The sequence below is a fragment of the Campylobacter sp. MIT 99-7217 genome (assembly GCF_006864365.1).
Taxonomy (GTDB): Bacteria; Campylobacterota; Campylobacteria; order Campylobacterales; family Campylobacteraceae; genus Campylobacter_D.
This window is the reverse complement of sequence record NZ_QHLJ01000008.1, coordinates 1-15,190: the sequence shown is the minus strand read 5'-3', so window position 1 is coordinate 15,190 and position 15,190 is coordinate 1. Positions and strand designations below refer to the sequence as shown.

Genomic DNA, 15,190 nt, shown 5'->3' with positions numbered 1-15,190 from the left:
AATTTAATCCTTACTATGATTTTCGCCTACTTCATCACTAAAATCTGCACTAGCAAAACGCTTAAGTTGTCTATATCTGCGTTGTGCGTCGGCTTTATTTTTAGCAAAAAGTTCACTTGCGTGTTCAGGATTTGTTCTTTTCAAAGAATTAAAACGCACTTCATTCATCAAAAAAGACTCATAAAGATCCCAATCAGGCTCTTTTCCAACCAAATTTAGAGGATTTTTACCCTGATCTTGCAAACGAGGATCAAAGGTATAAAGAGGCCAATATCCACATTTTGTAGCAAGTTCGCCCTGATTTCCAGAATGTCCCAAGCCCCCTTTTATGCCATGTGCTATACAAGGAGAATAACAAATGACTAAAGAAGGTCCCTCATAAGCTTCAGCCATCATTAAAGCCTTAATCACATGATTATAATTTGCATTTGAATTAACTTGAGCAACAAAAATATAGCCATAAGTCATAGCAATTTGTCCCAAATCTTTCTTTTGAACAGGCTTACCCGCTGCTGCAAACTGAGCTACTGCACCTGTACGAGTAGATTTTGAGCTTTGTCCTCCTGTATTTGAATACACTTCAGTATCCAAAACCAAAACATTGACATTTTCCCCACTAGCCAAAACATGATCAAGCCCACCATAGCCTATATCATAAGCCCAGCCATCGCCTCCAAAGATCCACTGGGATTTTTTAGTGATAAAATGTTTGATCTCCAAAAGTTCATCAATGGCTTTTTGTCCTTTATTTGCCTCTAAAATAGGAAGCATTTTATCTCTTAATTCTGTAGTTTTTGCTCCATCTTCTTTATTGGCTATCCATTCTTTAAAAAGAGCTGAAAGAGCATTAGGCACTTTTTCCATATTTTCAAGCATGATATTTTCTATGCGGTGTCTTATAGTATCCACAGCTACCTTCATACCAAAACCAAATTCAGCATTATCTTCAAACAAAGAATTTCCCCAAGCAGGACCATGACCACTTTTTATATTTTTTCTATAAGGAGTTGATGGGGCTGAACCTCCATAAATAGAACTACAACCAGTAGCATTGGCTACAATCATTCTTTCTCCAAATAGCCTTGTTACAAGAGTGATATAAGGCGTTTCTCCACAACCAGGACAAGCTCCGTGAAACTCAAATAAAGGCTGAGCAAACTGAGCTCCTTTAACATTTTCTTTAGCTACAATATCATCTTTATAAGCTATTTTTTTGAAAAGATAATCCGCATTTTCTTGCTCTCCAAAGTCCATTTCTTCTTCCAAAGGAACCATAACTAAGGATTTTTCTTTGGTTGGACATTCTTGGGCGCAAAGCTCACAACCCGTGCAATCAAGAGGGCTTACTTGGATCTTAAATTTAAGCTTTTCTCCCTTCGTTCCCTTAGCATCAAGAGCATGATCCTTTACGCCTTGTGGTGCTTTTTCAAGTTCATCATCATTGATTAAAAAAGGACGGATCACAGCGTGAGGGCAAACTGAGGCACATTGATTGCACTGGATACAATTAGCTTCTATCCAGCGAGGCACAAGCACCCCAACCCCTCTTTTTTCATACTCTGTTGTACCACTTTCAAAAGAACCGTCTTCATAACCCAAAAAGGCTGACACAGGTAAACTATCACCCTTAGCTGCTTCCATAGGCTTGGCGATTTTTTGCACAAATTCAGTCCCCTTATAAGCATGAATTTCTTCTTTTTCTTCATCTTGTGGTAAATTTTTCCAACTTGGATCAACTTCAACTTTTTTTAGTCCATCAGCTCCTATATCAATAGCTTTGCAGTTCATTTCAACGATAGCATCGCCTTTATTTCCATAAGTTTTTTTCGCAAATTCTTTCATATATTTTTGCGCATCTTCAAAGGGAATAATCTCAGTAAGCTTAAAAAAGGCTGATTGCATAATGGTATTGGTGCGATTTCCAAGCCCTATATCCCTAGCTAATTTAGTAGCATTGATAATATAAAAATTAATCTCTTGTTCAGCCAAAATTTTCTTTACCTTATTTGGTAAATGTTCAATGGTTTCTTCAGGCGACCAAATGCTGTTGAGTAAGAAAGTGCCATTTTTGCGTATGCCCTCAAGCACATCATAAGTTTCAAGATAAGCAGCCACACTACAAGCGACAAAATGGGGGGTTGTTACAAGATAGGTTGAGCGAATAGGCTTTTTAGAAAAACGCAAATGACTTCTCGTATAGCCTCCTGATTTTTTCGAATCATAGGCAAAATAAGCCTGAGCGTAAAAATCAGTCTCATCGCCTATGATCTTAATAGAGTTTTTATTAGCACCCACAGTTCCATCAGCACCAAGTCCGTAAAAAAGGCATTCTGTAGTGCTTTCATTGCTTAAAGAAATATTGTCCTTTACCTCAAGTGAAGTATGGGTTACATCATCGACTATACCTACTGTGAAGTTGTTTTTAGGATTAGCTTGGTTTAAATTTTCAAAAACGGCAAACATTTGAGCTGGATTAACATCCTTTGAAGAAAGACCGTATCTACCACCTACTATAAGAGGGGTATTTTCCCTACCATAAAAGGCTGCTCTTACATCAAGATATAAAGGCTCTCCTAAGCTTCCGGGTTCTTTAGTCCTATCTAAGACCGCTATTTTTTTAACTGAGCTTGGCATAACATCAAAGAAGTATTTTAAGCTAAATGGTCTATAAAGATAAACCTTGAGTATCCCTACTTTTTCACCTTTTGCATTTAAATAATCAACCACTTGTTCTAGGGTTTGAGTAACAGAACCCATAGCAATGATAATCCTTTCAGCCTGAGGATCTCCATAATACACAAAGGGCTTATAAATTCTACCTGTAATGGCTGAAATTTCTTTCATATAATCATTTACCACATCAGGCAGGGCATCATAAAAGCGATTTGCAAGCTCTCTTGTTTGAAAATAAATGTCATCATTTTGAGCTGTGCCTCTGGTTTTTGGATTTTCAGGAGTAAGACAGGAGTTTTTAAATTCTCTTATAGCTTCCTTATCTACGAGTCTTTCTAAATCAGCATAATCCATAAGCTCGATTTTTTGAATTTCATGACTCGTTCTAAAGCCATCAAAAAAGTGTAAAAAAGGCACTCTACCCTTAATCGCACAAAGATGAGCTAGTCCTGCTAAGTCCATAGTCTCTTGCACTGAGTGAGAGCAAAGCAAGGCAAAGCCTGTTTGTCTTGCTGCATAGATATCTTGATGATCTCCAAAGATAGAAAGAGCCTGAGAAGCAATGGATCTTGCTGCTACATGGATTACGCAAGGAAGAAGCTGCCCTGCGATCTTATACATATTTGGAATCTTAAGCAAAAGCCCTTGAGAAGCTGTATAAGTCGTGGTTAATGCCCCAGCTTGTAAAGAGCCATGCACAGTTCCAGCTGCTCCTGCCTCGCTTTGCATTTCAACCACTCTAACAGGCATTCCAAAGATATTTTTCTTCCCTTGAGCAGCCCAGGCATCAGTGTGATCAGCCATAGGAGAGCTAGGAGTAATAGGATAAATTCCAGCAACCTCAGTCAAAGCATAAGAAGCATAAGCTGCTGCTTCATTGCCGTCCATAGTTTTCATAATTTTTTTACCCATTTGGCAATTCCTTTGGTTTAAATTTAAATATCATGTAAGTTCTTACAATGATATATAAAACTTACTTAATTTTTGTTAAATCTAAATCACTTATCCTTGCAACAGCTCTTAATATTCATAAAAATTATTTCAAAATGTAACAATTAAACAAATAAAATTTAGTTGAGTAAATAATACATGTAAAATATAATCAAAGCATTTCTATAAAGCATTAGAAAGGATAAAACTCTAGCGTTTTGAAGTTAAATTTTGTTAAGAATTTTCACAAACTAGCGTATTTTTAATCAGCTTTGAGATAAAATTTCAGCCCTGCCACCCACTATGGCTAAACAATGCTCATAATGAGCTGTATTTAGCCCATCTTTACTTGCAGCGTCCCATTTGCCATTTAAATGCACAGGAGTTCCATCTTTTTGGCACACCATAGGTTCTACACAAAAAACCATTCCATTTTTGATTTTTGGTCCACTTTTGGCATTGACTCCAGCCCTAAGATAGTTTGGTATTTCAGGCTCTGAATGAGGCGTTTTGCCTATACCATGACCACAATAATCCCTCAAAGGCACAAAACCTCTTTGCAAAATAAATTCTTGCAAAGCATAGGAAAGCTCTTTAAAATGCATACCCTCACGGATAATATCAATAGCATGATAAAGTGCATCTTTTGCACAAGCGATAAGCTCGGCATCTTTACTTGAAATTTGACCTATAGGTAAAGTTCTTGCCGCATCACCATAATACCCATCAAGCAAGGTCCCTACATCAACACCTAAAATATCGCCTTCTTTAAGCAAGGTGTCATTAGGAGTTCCATGTATGCAAATTTGATTTAAAGAGGTGCAAATCGCCCCACTAAAGCCGTAAAGTCCTTTAAAAGATGGCTTTGCACCCTTTGAAAGTATAAATTCCTCAGCCATTTGGCTTATTTGTTTTAAGCTCATGCCGACTTTGATATTTTCTTCTAAAAAATCTAAGGTTTGGGCGACGATTTGATTTGCTTTGCGGAGCTTTTCTATTTCTTGGGGTTTTTTAAGTTGTATCATAAAATATCCCTTTAAAAATTTAAGAAACCTTATCGAGCATTAAACCCTGAGCATTATCTTGCTCATAAGCTTTGATAAGCTGATTTTTGTTATTTAAGTCCTGATTTTTTGTCTCGTCTTCTTCTTGCTCAGCTTGCTCTTGAGATCTTTCTTCAGCCTCTATCTTGACTTTTTCAGCCCTTGCTTCAATCTCCATACGCATAGCACTTGCTGCTACTTTAAAATCCTGAGGGCTAGGATCAGCTGGTGCCATTGCCGCAGCTTGTATTTGTCTTGCATTAGCTATGGTTTCTTCAGGAGTGCGACCTTCTTGCATAGAAATAGGCACTTCCCCAGCAACAGCATACATTTTGTTATCAGGACCTCTTTCATAAGTGTAGCTAGCAGAGCCTGCTAAACCACCACCTGCTGCCATGTGAGCCATTTCATGAGCTTTGACCTTTGTATCCGTAGCTTGAAGCTCTTGAACAACTCTTTTTTCAGCCTCACTTAATTCAGTTTGAACCTCATTTTTTGAATCTTCTTCATTGGCGTAAGTAGAATTTGAAGATAAGTCCTTATCTTCACGCATAGAACTTGAAGTATGAGAAAAATACGAACTTGAAAAACCTTGTATCTGCATGCTCTAACCTAAAATTAAATTCTTTGTTGATTATATCTAAAAATTTGTTAAAATTGAGATAAAAATATTAAGGAAAAATATGTTTTACGAAAATACAAATTTTTATTTTGAGCAAGAAAAATCCCAAATTCCTTGGATTAAAATTTTTACCAAGGAAAAGTATAAAGAACTTAGTGATTGTCCCTTAGATATACAAAAAGAGCTTTTTTCTTGGGTGCTTTTTTGCGAAAAAAGCTTGCTTGAGTTTTATCAGCCAGATAAGATCAATATCGCTTCATTTGCAAACTATGTTCCAAGAGTGCATTTTCATGTCATGGCTCGTTTCAAAGAAGATGCCTTTTTTCCTGAGTGCATGTGGGGAAAGCAACAAAGAGAAGTGGTGGATTTGAAACTACCTAAATTTGAGGATTTTATAGACTTTTTTATTAAGAATTTAGAAAATAAACAAACATTTAATTTTTATTAATATTCTTTTGTTTTAATTTCCTTACAAATTCAACTCAAAGGACAAAAAATGAAAAAAATACTTGCCAGCTCATTAGTCGTAGCTTCATTATTTGCTACAAGTTTAAGTGCTACTGAATTTACCCTAGACAAGACTCATACAAATGTAGGTTTTAAGATTAAGCACTTGCAAATCAGCAATGTAAGTGGAAATTTTAAGGATTATGAGGGTTTGATTGATTTTGATGAAGCGAGCAAAAGCTTTAACAAAATTCAAGCCACAATCAAAGTTGCTTCAGTAGATACAGACAACCAAACAAGAGATAATCACCTCCAACAAGATGATTTTTTCAAAGCTAAAAAATACCCTGACATGACTTTTGTGATGAAATCTTATAAAAAAGTAAGCGATACAGAAGGTAAGGTAACAGGAACTCTTACAATAGCTGGCGTAAAAAAAGACATCACTTTAGATGCTGAAATAGGCGGTATAGGCGAGCAAAGAGGCACTAAAAAACTTGGTTTTTCTCTTAGCGGAATGATCAAAAGAAGTGATTTTAAATTTGCAAAAGATACCTCAACTATAACACTAAGTGATGAAATCAAACTTCAAATCGATATTGAAGCTAACGCAAAATAAGGCTTAAGCTCCTTTTGGAGCTAAGCTTTTTTCAAGCTCTAAAAAACTTTCTTCAAAACTACTCTTTAGCGTAGTAAAGCCAAATTTAAACTCTAGTTTTAGCCCTTGTGAAAGCTCGAATTTGGTGTTGTTAAATCCTTCTTCTAAATGACTTAAAAAAGCTTTGCAAAGCTTGCTATCGCTTTGTTGGAAAATAAATACAAAATCCTTATCTTTCATAAAAATTTGGTATTTAAAATCTTGGTGTTTGAGGATTTTAGATATTTTTTTAAGAACTATTTTAGTCGTTTTAGGATCTAATTTATCTAAATTTTCTATACGCATGATCCCAAAAGAGCAGTTTTTAAGCCCTACTAAAAATCTTTGCATGGCTTTAAAATTTCCAAATTTTGTTAAAGGATCAAAATAAGCCAAAAGATAGTTTTCATAAAGGATTTTATAAACAAAAACAAGGCTTGCAAATTCAAAAAAATAAGATTTTGAGCTTGTTTCAAATAAAAATTGCAAGAAAGCTAAGAAAAAGGCTGATAAAAGATAAATTTCTTTTTTGAAAAAAGTAAAAAAAGCTAAAAATACAAACAAAATCAAAAAGAAAATAAAACTAAAATCACTCAAAGGAGTAAAAAATAAATCAACACTAAAGAGCTTTTCGCCCAAAGCGGCATTAAAATTTGTATTTTTACTTAAAAAAAGTGCTAAAACGCCTACAAATAACAGCACAGCAAGCTTGTTTAAATTTTGTTTTTCAAAGATAAGCTCAGTGCTTCTAAGCACACAAAAAAGCATAAAAACAAAGGGTAAAAATAAAAAATTAAACACATGTGCTTGATAAAGGCTTGAAAAAAGATATAAGCTTCTAGAGCAAAGCAGAGCTAAAACTATAAAAAAAATTTTACTTTTTTTAAAATAAAAACTAAGAGCTAAGGCTAAAATTTCAAGCATAAAGGAAAATACACTAAGAAAATTAAAAAATGAATAGCTTAAATTTAATATATCCAAAGATACCCTTTATATGAAAATTTAGGAAGTCAATAAAACTTAAAGGCGAGTTTTACCCGCCCTCATCACAAGTCTTTTAATAGAAGCTTTTGAGTATCCATTATGCCAATGTTTTTATCAAGAACATTTTGTGCGATTTGCTTTGCTTCTTCTATGGAATGAAGCGTGCAAGTGCCGCATTGATATTTGTTTGCTTCTGGGATAGCCTTTGCATTTAAAACATCTTGCATAGAACTTTTCCAAGCATTTACAACCCTTTCATCATCAGGCTTTCCTATCAGGCTCATATAAAAGCCTGTTCTACAACCCATAGGAGAAATATCAATGATCTCAACATCATTTGAATTTAAATGATCCCTCATAAAGCCGGCAAATAAATGCTCTAAAGTATGGATACCCTTTTCTGGCAAAATGTCCTTGTTTGGCACGCAAAAACGCAGATCAAAAACGCTGATCGTATCTCCTTTTGGTGTTTGCATGGTTTTTGCCAAACGCACTGCAGGTGCTGGCATTATAGTGTGATCGACTTTGAAACTATCAAGTAATGGCATAATTTTTTCCTTTCATCTAAAAAAGCTTATCAAGCATGTTTGATAAGCTCTGTGTTTGTTTGTGGTGCGGTTTTCATATACTCAGGCACATCTTTTGTGGTAAGCCACCAAGCTGTAAGGATATTAGCTATCATGGCTATGATTAAAAGTGGCATAGTACGTTTGATGATCTCCATAGGAGCTACCTTTGCAAAGCCTGCAAGAGCGATAACACCACCAGCAATAGGCGAAGCTGATCTTCCCAAGCAAGAAGCGATTTCAAGAGGAAGAACAAGGGTGATCGGTGGGATACCAAGTTTTGGAGCTATATCATTAGCTATTTTACCAAAGGCTTGAAAGGCTGCGATACCTGAACCCATGATAACAGTAGCAAAATACACGATAAAACTAAGTATAGCAATGGTTAAAATCACGGCTGAAGCACCCATTCCAGAAACGATCTCAGCCAAAGTGCCTATACCGCCAAGTGCTTTAATACCCTCAGCAAAAACACCTGCTGCAACGATGATACTTACAACTGAGATAAAAATATCAGCCATTGACTTTAAGATCACAACCATACCATCACAAAGCACCTTAGCGCTTCTGTGTCTGATAAATTCTATAATGAAAACAATAGCAATAGACACAAAAATAACAGTAACAACATCAAGCTTGAAATTTAAAAAATACGCCGCAAATAAAAATACCACAGGAAGCCATGGAAAAAAGATATAGTAGGTCGGGCATTTTGGATCTATGATCTCTCCTATCTCAACAGCCTCATCAACAACGCCATTTTTTGCGTCTTTTTTATCGATATAAGAAAAATAAAAAGGGATCAAAATCGCCAAAAGAACTACATAAACAAGAACAGGATAAATTTGATAATCAAGGAAAATCCCGACCACATTATCTTGCTGTCCAACTATACCTGCAAGCTGAACTGTGTTACCATCTTTTGGACCATAATCAATACCTATCAAAGAAAGCACGGCAACAGCTGTGATAGGACGAATTTTTAAAGAAACAAGCACAGGATAAATGCAAGCAAGAAGCAAAAGCATAAGCCCAGCATAAGAAGAAATCACTATCTTAAGAGCCATGCCCACAACAAAGGTCCCACTTAAAATGAGATATTTGTTTTGAATTTTGCCTAGTGGTTTGTTTGAAAGATAAGCTAGCTTTGCTGAAGCATTGATATACTTCATATAACCTGCAAAACCGGCTACTGCCATAATGATAAGTCCCACACCTGCAAGTTGCTTTTTAAAAGTGTCCGTGATAAAGACAAAAGAATCCAGCAAAGTAGTCCAAAAAGTCATCGTTTCAGGTGCTCTTTTTGCTCCGCTAGGTATAGGTGTGCCTGTGAAATAAAAAGCAGCAATTAGCAAAATAATGCCTGAAAAGAAAAAGACGAAAACAGGGTGATAAGATTTGAGGATATAATACCCCACGATCACAACCGCAACAAGTGTTACTAAAATCATGAGTAAACTCATAATTTCTCCTTTCATATTGATCAAAATATTTTTATATTTTAGCACAAAAATAACATAAAAAATTTATTTTTTCATACTTTATCAAGGATTGAAAAATTGCAAAATGATCAACAAGGTCAAATTTCTATCACTACTTAAATAAAAACAAATGAGATTTTAAAAATAGCCCTTAAATTTAAAGGCTATTTTTTTCATTTTCTTTATATTTTTGAATATCAAGATTTTTAAGCTCTTTATCTGTGATAATACTTGCCACCATAGCACCTGAGACATTAGTACAAGTTCTTGCCATATCAAGTATAGGATCAATGGCTAAAATCACAGCAAGTAAGGCAAAATGTTCCTCAAGACCAAGTCCTGAAAGCATAACCGAAATGATCATTATCGTAATACCAGGAATCCCAGCTATACCAAAAGAAGTAATAACGCACAAAATAACAATCATCAAAATTTCGCCAAATCCAACAGGGATATTTAAGGCATTATACATAAAAATAGCTATCATAGTAGCATAATACCCGGCACAACCATTCATTCCCATAGTTGTGCCTAAACTCGCCCCAAAAGAAGCTGTGCTACTGCTTACTCCAAGCCTTTGCGTGAGGTTTGAAATGCTTACAGGCAAAGTCGCTGCCGAGCTTCTTGAGCTAAATGCCATAAGTAAAGCTGGCAAGGCTTTTTTGAAATAAAAAAGAGGATTTAAGCCGTGCATTAAAAGCATGATTGCATGCAAAACAAAGGCTAAAATAAAAGCTATATAAAGCCAAAGTATGAAATAAAAAGCATTTTTAATGCTTTCAAAGCCACTGACTAAAAGGGTGGAGGCTATCATCGTGATGATGAAAAAAGGCATTAAATTGATCACAAAAAGACAAATTTTTATCATCATTTCATAAAAAAAGCCCACCAAAAGCTTGAAAATCCTAAAGCCTTTTTTCTCTTTTAAGCTCAAAGCTCCAAAGGCTATAATAAAGGCAAAAATGATGACACCTAAGATATTATTTGTATTCATAGCACTAATGATATTGCTTGGGATCAAACCTAAAATCACTTCATTTAAGCCCTTGACTTCCTTAAGCGTTCTTGTGCTTTCTACTACAGCAAAACTGCTTCCAAGCTCGCCAAAAAGAGCTAAAACTATACCTATGATAGCACAAAGTGCAGTTGAAAGCAAAAGCCAAAAAAAGACCCTTGAAAAAACAGCTTTAAAGCTTAAGTTTTGGCTTAAATTTAGTAAAACATTGATCAAAGAAATAAAAACTAAAGGTATGATTAAGAGCTTTAAAATATTTAGATAAACAGAATTTAAAAAGCTTATCCAAATTTGAACCTCTAGGACAAAATGCTGAGAATTTAAACTTTTAAGCTGGGCTACATTTTGAAAATCAGCAAAATATAGCAAAACAAAACCCAAAACAAAGCCTAAAATCAGAGCTACAAACATAAGTAAAGCAAGGCTAAACTTAGACCTTAAAGCCCTAAAAACAAAAAACAAAACGCCTAAACAAAAAAGTATAAAAACACTTTGAAATTGAGATAAATGAAAGAAATTAATAAGAAAATTTTCCATAAAAAGACCTAGGAAGTGATTTTGCAGACTGCAAACTAAGGCGTGGATTATAACATAAATTATTTAAATTTTTATGTTATTTCAAAAAAGCTTTGAAAAATTTAGATCCTTAAATTTTTACTTTGCTAAATTTAAGCAAACTTAAATTTAGCCTTGATAAAAGGCTAAATTTAGACTATGAAGCTTTAAATTTTACTTCAATTTACCTTTGTTTAGGCTTTGTTTTTATTTATATCAAAATCACTAGCGTATAAATCTAGCCATTTTGTGGAGCGAGCCTGTGCGGCGTAGCTAAAAAGCTGTTTGCCACTCTCATCATCAAAAAGATCTTTTCTAGCTTTTTTATACTCATTGCCTGCGGTTTTGCACTCTATGATTAAAAGTATATTTTCGTTATTTTCATCAAATACACTAATATCAGCTCTACCGCTTTTGCCTGAATGCCCCAAGCTCCAAGTTTTTTCTAGTATTAAATGCTCTACTTTGTAGCCCTTTTCTAATAGTCTATTAACGCACTCAAAAACGACAAAATTTTCATTTTGGCTAAAGTTGCTTGTGGTGTTTGACTCTTTTTTTATTTGCTCTGGATAGATTAGCTCGCCTTTTTCAAAATCAACCTTTAAATCACAATTTTGCTCTTTAAAGTGCTTTTCATAAAAATTTTTACCCTTTTGCTTAAAGCCTAAAATTTCTAATACTTCTTTAAAATTTTCTTTGCTAATCATCATTATCCCCTAAATTTTTAATAATACACCGCATTCGTTTTTAAAAAATCCCTAAGCTTTTCATATTCGCCTTTTTCTAAAAAGCGGTATTTGCCGGGCTTTAGCATGCCAAGCTCAAGCACCCCAAAGGCGACGCGTTTAAGCTCCACAACTTCTAAGTCAAAATGCCCAAAAAAACGCCTTAGCTCTCTATTTTTCCCCTCATTGATAAGCACTTTTAGCTTGGTATAACCCCCACTTGCGCCAAAAATTTCAAAGCTCAAAAAAGGAGCAAAGCTCATCGAAGTGATCTTGGTCTTTGCGTGAGCACCTTTGATCTCGTCTTTGATCTCAAGCCCATTTTGCATAGCCTCAGTGACTTCTTTGCTTATGTTGCCACGCACTTTGAGGTAGTATTCTCTTTCTAGGTCGCTGTGCATCAAAGCATCAGCGATCACAGGGCTATCGCTTAGCAAAAGCAAACCCTCACTCGCAAAATCAAGCCTGCCCACGCTTCTAAAGGCTCTAAATTCACGCGGTAAGCTATCATAAATGAGCCTTCTTCCTCGCTCGTCCTTGCTGCTTACTAGCTCGCCTTTTTGCTTGTGATAGATGATGACGCTAAATTTGCTCCTCTTATGCACTCTTTTGCCGTTTATAAAAAGCTTGTCCGTATCCTTAACTTCGTCGCTAAGCTTGGCAAGAGCTGAATTTAGCTTCACTTTTCCTTGCTTTATCAGCTCATCAGCCTCACGGCGAGAGTATTTTGTATTGTGCGAGATGAATTTATTTATACGCATTTTTAAACTCTTTTTAAAGGTAATTTTTTATCAAAGCATGAGCTTAAAAGCTCTATAAAATCTAAAATACTTAAATTTGTAATATCAAGCTTTTCTTTGTATTTGATAAATTCTGTATAAATTTTAGCGTCCTCGTGTATGTTTGGAGCAACAAAGAAAGCAAAATCAGCCTTGCTTTGTTTTAAATGTCTTGTGATAGGGATTAATTCTAGGCTAAGCTGAGCCTTTGAGCTTATAAGACTTAGCTCGATTATGCTTTTATTTTTTTTATCAAGGCAAATAATATCTGCCAAATTTGCACCTGCATGGCTTTTTGGCAAGCCCTCATCATCGATAATATAATTTGGCAATACCTTTAAATTTACACAATTTTGCTTCAAAGAAATAGCACTTAAAAACTCTAATCTTAAAGGCTCAGGGATAAATTTAAAAAGCTCGTCCTTACTACTTAATTTTTTGTTATTTAAGATTTTAAGTTCGGTAAAAATTTGCTCCCTTGTGTAATTTTTAGCAAAATTTTCTAGGCTTTGAAGCTTTAAACTCTCTTTTGTATCGCTTTTTTCGCTCGAATTTAAATTAAAAATTTGAGTATTAATTTCTCCCATATAGTTAAAAAAGCTTATTTTATCTTTGAAATGGCGAGTTTTGCTCTTATAATTTTTTAAAATATACTCAATTTTTGGCATTTCAAAGCTATTAAAATCCAAAAATCTACCATTTGCTCTCAAAGAAATAATACCTGTAATTCTCATCTTTCTTATATATTCATCAATGCTTTCTCTAAGAATTTGCACCTTTTTAAAACGAAGAGTATTTTTTGAGTTTAAAAGCTCTAGGCATTTTTCATAAATAATATCGCCCGAATAATTAAAACTAGGATATTCTTTTCTAAAAGCTAGGATAAAATCAGCTAAATTTAAAGCATTATCATCAGGATAGCAAAGCAAAAAAGGAAGCTCAAGCTTATGTATCTTACTATCCTTAGTTTTACTTTTAAGTAATTTCATCGTTTGCAAAAGCAAAATTAAGGGTTTATTATCGTTTAAAACCTTCCTAAAAGGATTCTTGCTTTGATATTTCATCATGCAATTTAAAAAGATATTTGCAATTTTTTCATCATTGCTAGGATTTTCATTAAAGGCATCTATAAGCAAATGTCCTGCTTGTGAGATAATCAAAGGCTTATTCATAGCATAAAAACAAAAGCCAAATTCCATCATCAACTTATACCAAGTATCAAAGCGAGAGTCCCAACCCTTATCAAATCCAGCTTCTTTATGATTTTGAGGGGAATTTTCTATGATGATTTTTACCTGCTTGTCGCTAAAATTTTCTTCACTTTGCTTAAAAGCTTTGTTTGCATAAACGGGAACATAAAGCTTATTTTTTATAAGCTCTGCTACGATTTGCATAATAAGCTCGTGGCTTAAAATTTGATTTTCAAAGGGGGTTAAAAGCTTTAAAAAAGAAGCCATTCTTTCAGCTGATCTCATAGTTGTGCTAAATGATAAGATTTTATAACTAGCTTTTGCCATTTTAATCCTTATAATTTCTTATAAAAACCTCAAGGCTATCTTTTTTAATGCTATTATCATTAAAGCTTATATAATTACTTTTAATAACAAAGCTTTCATAATTTTGCATAAATTTTTCTAAAAGCTTATTCGTTTTGCCCTTGTGCCTTAAAATATTGCTCAAGCCAAAACGAAGTTTTTTGCTATTAAGCTTGGCTAAAAATTCATAAAGTCTTTTTTCTTCTTTTTCACTCCAAAGCTTGTTGTACTCGCTACTGCTGATAAGATAAGGAGGATCAAGATAGATAAAATCATCTTTTTTTAAATCAAGTTTTTTTAAAAAATCCTCAAAATCAAGATTGTAAAAATCAAGCTCTTTGCCTTTCATAAAGGAAAAATAAGATTTTAAAGCATTTAAAACATTAAGATTAAAATCCACATTGCCAACAGGTAGATTAAAATCTCCCTTAGCATTAAAACGCAAAAAGCGGTTAAAGCCGTAAATCAAAAGCAAATAAAGCCTTGCTAGATCCTTTTTATCAGCATTAAAATCAGCCCTTAAATTTAAATAAGCCTCCTTATTAAACCTAGCAAAATAAGTCTTTTTAAATTCCTTTTTCATACTTAAATCAGGACTTATATTTTTAAGCGAACAAGAAAGCTTATAATGAGCAATAAGCTTAAAAAGCTCCTCTAAAAAGTTCATATCCTTGCTTGATAAAAAGCGGTGTAAATTTATGATATGTTCATCTTTATCATTAAGTAAATATTTCTTAGCCCTTACATTTAAAAAAGAGCTTCCCCCTCCGCAAAAAGCCTCTATATAGGTATTTATATGTTTTGGAAAAAGATTTAAAAGCTGGGGCATGAGCTTAAATTTATCCCCCACATAAAAAAAGGGCGAACGCAGATAATCAAAAGAAAGTGATAAATCCTCTAATTCATCAAAAAGTGTCGCTTCTTTCATCTTAACTCACTTAAAAAAATGATTTCCTTATGATCCTTAAACTCTGTTTTTCCAGCACTAAAGGGCTTAAAATCAAGCTTAAAAAGCCTTGTTTTTCCATATTCTTCTAATAGGGCTTTGATTTCTTCTAATTTTATCTTATTTTGGCTTGAACTTGAATTAGAATTATAAGTATTATTATAAGTCATCACTATATTTTTGCTAATAGGAGCTAAGTTTGAAGTCAAATCTTTCAAAGCTTTTAAGGCTTCATTTTGACAGTATTTACTT

General features: G+C 34.2%; 13 protein-coding genes and 1 pseudogene. 2 read left to right on the top strand and 12 right to left on the bottom strand.

The features are described from left to right. Nucleotides 1–3: 3 nt before the first annotated feature. From nifJ to DMB92_RS07220, 3 genes are all read right to left on the bottom strand, one after another. Nucleotides 4–3,585 (bottom strand): pyruvate:ferredoxin (flavodoxin) oxidoreductase, encoded by a 3,582-nt coding sequence (gene nifJ, locus DMB92_RS07230; protein ID WP_142682389.1) that lies wholly within the window; start codon nt 3,583–3,585, stop codon nt 4–6. A 284-nt stretch (nt 3,586–3,869) separates the two neighbouring features. Beyond that, nucleotides 3,870–4,628: a type I methionyl aminopeptidase gene (gene map / locus DMB92_RS07225; protein WP_142682388.1), complete on the bottom strand. Its 759-nt coding sequence runs from the start codon at nt 4,626–4,628 to the stop codon at nt 3,870–3,872. A 19-nt stretch (nt 4,629–4,647) separates the two neighbouring features. Beyond that, entirely contained in the window at nt 4,648–5,250 is a 603-nt protein-coding gene (locus DMB92_RS07220) for a putative metalloprotease CJM1_0395 family protein (RefSeq protein ID WP_142682387.1), read from the bottom strand. Nucleotides 5,251–5,329: 79 nt separating this feature from the next. Between DMB92_RS07220 and DMB92_RS07215 the strand changes: the two genes are divergently transcribed. Continuing rightward, nucleotides 5,330–5,716 carry an HIT family protein gene (locus tag DMB92_RS07215; protein WP_142682386.1) on the top strand — a complete coding sequence of 129 codons (387 nt, stop codon included), beginning with the start codon at nt 5,330–5,332 and terminating at the stop codon, nt 5,714–5,716. A gap of 48 nt (nt 5,717–5,764) precedes the next feature. Next, nucleotides 5,765–6,334 (top strand): YceI family protein, encoded by a 570-nt coding sequence (locus tag DMB92_RS07210; RefSeq protein WP_142682385.1) that lies wholly within the window; start codon nt 5,765–5,767, stop codon nt 6,332–6,334. A 3-nt stretch (nt 6,335–6,337) separates the two neighbouring features. On the opposite strand, the gene DMB92_RS07205 is transcribed toward DMB92_RS07210, so the two are convergent. From DMB92_RS07205 to DMB92_RS09180, 9 genes and pseudogenes are all read right to left on the bottom strand, one after another. Next, nucleotides 6,338–7,333 (bottom strand): hypothetical protein, encoded by a 996-nt coding sequence (locus DMB92_RS07205; RefSeq protein ID WP_142682384.1) that lies wholly within the window; start codon nt 7,331–7,333, stop codon nt 6,338–6,340. 65 nt (nt 7,334–7,398) lie between these two features. Further along, the gene (gene luxS / locus DMB92_RS07200; protein WP_142682383.1) at nt 7,399–7,884 is read right to left on the bottom strand and encodes an S-ribosylhomocysteine lyase; all 486 of its coding nucleotides are present in this window, start codon (nt 7,882–7,884) and stop codon (nt 7,399–7,401) included. Between the two features lie 29 nt (nt 7,885–7,913). Continuing rightward, on the bottom strand, nt 7,914–9,365 hold the full coding sequence (dcuC, locus tag DMB92_RS07195) for a C4-dicarboxylate transporter DcuC (RefSeq protein ID WP_142682382.1): 1,452 nt from the start codon (nt 9,363–9,365) through the stop codon (nt 7,914–7,916). A gap of 175 nt (nt 9,366–9,540) precedes the next feature. Then, complete coding sequence (locus DMB92_RS07190) at nt 9,541–10,935, bottom strand: dicarboxylate/amino acid:cation symporter (RefSeq protein WP_142682381.1); 1,395 nt, start codon at nt 10,933–10,935, stop codon at nt 9,541–9,543. 212 nt (nt 10,936–11,147) lie between these two features. After that, nucleotides 11,148–11,660 (bottom strand): type I restriction enzyme HsdR N-terminal domain-containing protein, encoded by a 513-nt coding sequence (locus tag DMB92_RS07185; RefSeq protein ID WP_185900177.1) that lies wholly within the window; start codon nt 11,658–11,660, stop codon nt 11,148–11,150. 17 nt (nt 11,661–11,677) lie between these two features. Then, nucleotides 11,678–12,439 (bottom strand): pseudouridine synthase, encoded by a 762-nt coding sequence (locus tag DMB92_RS07180; RefSeq protein WP_142682379.1) that lies wholly within the window; start codon nt 12,437–12,439, stop codon nt 11,678–11,680. A gap of 2 nt (nt 12,440–12,441) precedes the next feature. After that, complete coding sequence (locus DMB92_RS07175) at nt 12,442–13,974, bottom strand: AlwI family type II restriction endonuclease (RefSeq protein ID WP_142682378.1); 1,533 nt, start codon at nt 13,972–13,974, stop codon at nt 12,442–12,444. A gap of 1 nt (nt 13,975) precedes the next feature. Further along, the gene (locus DMB92_RS07170) at nt 13,976–14,920 is read right to left on the bottom strand and encodes a Dam family site-specific DNA-(adenine-N6)-methyltransferase (RefSeq protein WP_142682377.1); all 945 of its coding nucleotides are present in this window, start codon (nt 14,918–14,920) and stop codon (nt 13,976–13,978) included. Further along, nucleotides 14,917–15,190: pseudogene (locus DMB92_RS09180) on the bottom strand (DNA methyltransferase); the annotation flags it as partial. The gene DMB92_RS07170 and the pseudogene DMB92_RS09180, both read right to left, overlap by 4 nt.

What these genes read in the sequence shown, in the direction of transcription:
- nifJ (WP_142682389.1), bottom strand. Translation starts at nt 3,585, where the DNA reads ATGGGTAAAAAAATTATGAAAACTATGGACGGCAATGAAGCAGCAGCT.
- map (WP_142682388.1), bottom strand. Translation starts at nt 4,628, where the DNA reads ATGATACAACTTAAAAAACCCCAAGAAATAGAAAAGCTCCGCAAAGCA.
- DMB92_RS07220 (WP_142682387.1), bottom strand. Translation starts at nt 5,250, where the DNA reads ATGCAGATACAAGGTTTTTCAAGTTCGTATTTTTCTCATACTTCAAGT.
- DMB92_RS07215 (WP_142682386.1), top strand. Translation starts at nt 5,330, where the DNA reads ATGTTTTACGAAAATACAAATTTTTATTTTGAGCAAGAAAAATCCCAA.
- DMB92_RS07210 (WP_142682385.1), top strand. Translation starts at nt 5,765, where the DNA reads ATGAAAAAAATACTTGCCAGCTCATTAGTCGTAGCTTCATTATTTGCT.
- luxS (WP_142682383.1), bottom strand. Translation starts at nt 7,884, where the DNA reads ATGCCATTACTTGATAGTTTCAAAGTCGATCACACTATAATGCCAGCA.
- dcuC (WP_142682382.1), bottom strand. Translation starts at nt 9,365, where the DNA reads ATGAGTTTACTCATGATTTTAGTAACACTTGTTGCGGTTGTGATCGTG.
- DMB92_RS07190 (WP_142682381.1), bottom strand. Translation starts at nt 10,935, where the DNA reads ATGGAAAATTTTCTTATTAATTTCTTTCATTTATCTCAATTTCAAAGT.
- DMB92_RS07185 (WP_185900177.1), bottom strand. Translation starts at nt 11,660, where the DNA reads ATGATTAGCAAAGAAAATTTTAAAGAAGTATTAGAAATTTTAGGCTTT.
- DMB92_RS07180 (WP_142682379.1), bottom strand. Translation starts at nt 12,439, where the DNA reads ATGCGTATAAATAAATTCATCTCGCACAATACAAAATACTCTCGCCGT.
- DMB92_RS07175 (WP_142682378.1), bottom strand. Translation starts at nt 13,974, where the DNA reads ATGGCAAAAGCTAGTTATAAAATCTTATCATTTAGCACAACTATGAGA.
- DMB92_RS07170 (WP_142682377.1), bottom strand. Translation starts at nt 14,920, where the DNA reads ATGAAAGAAGCGACACTTTTTGATGAATTAGAGGATTTATCACTTTCT.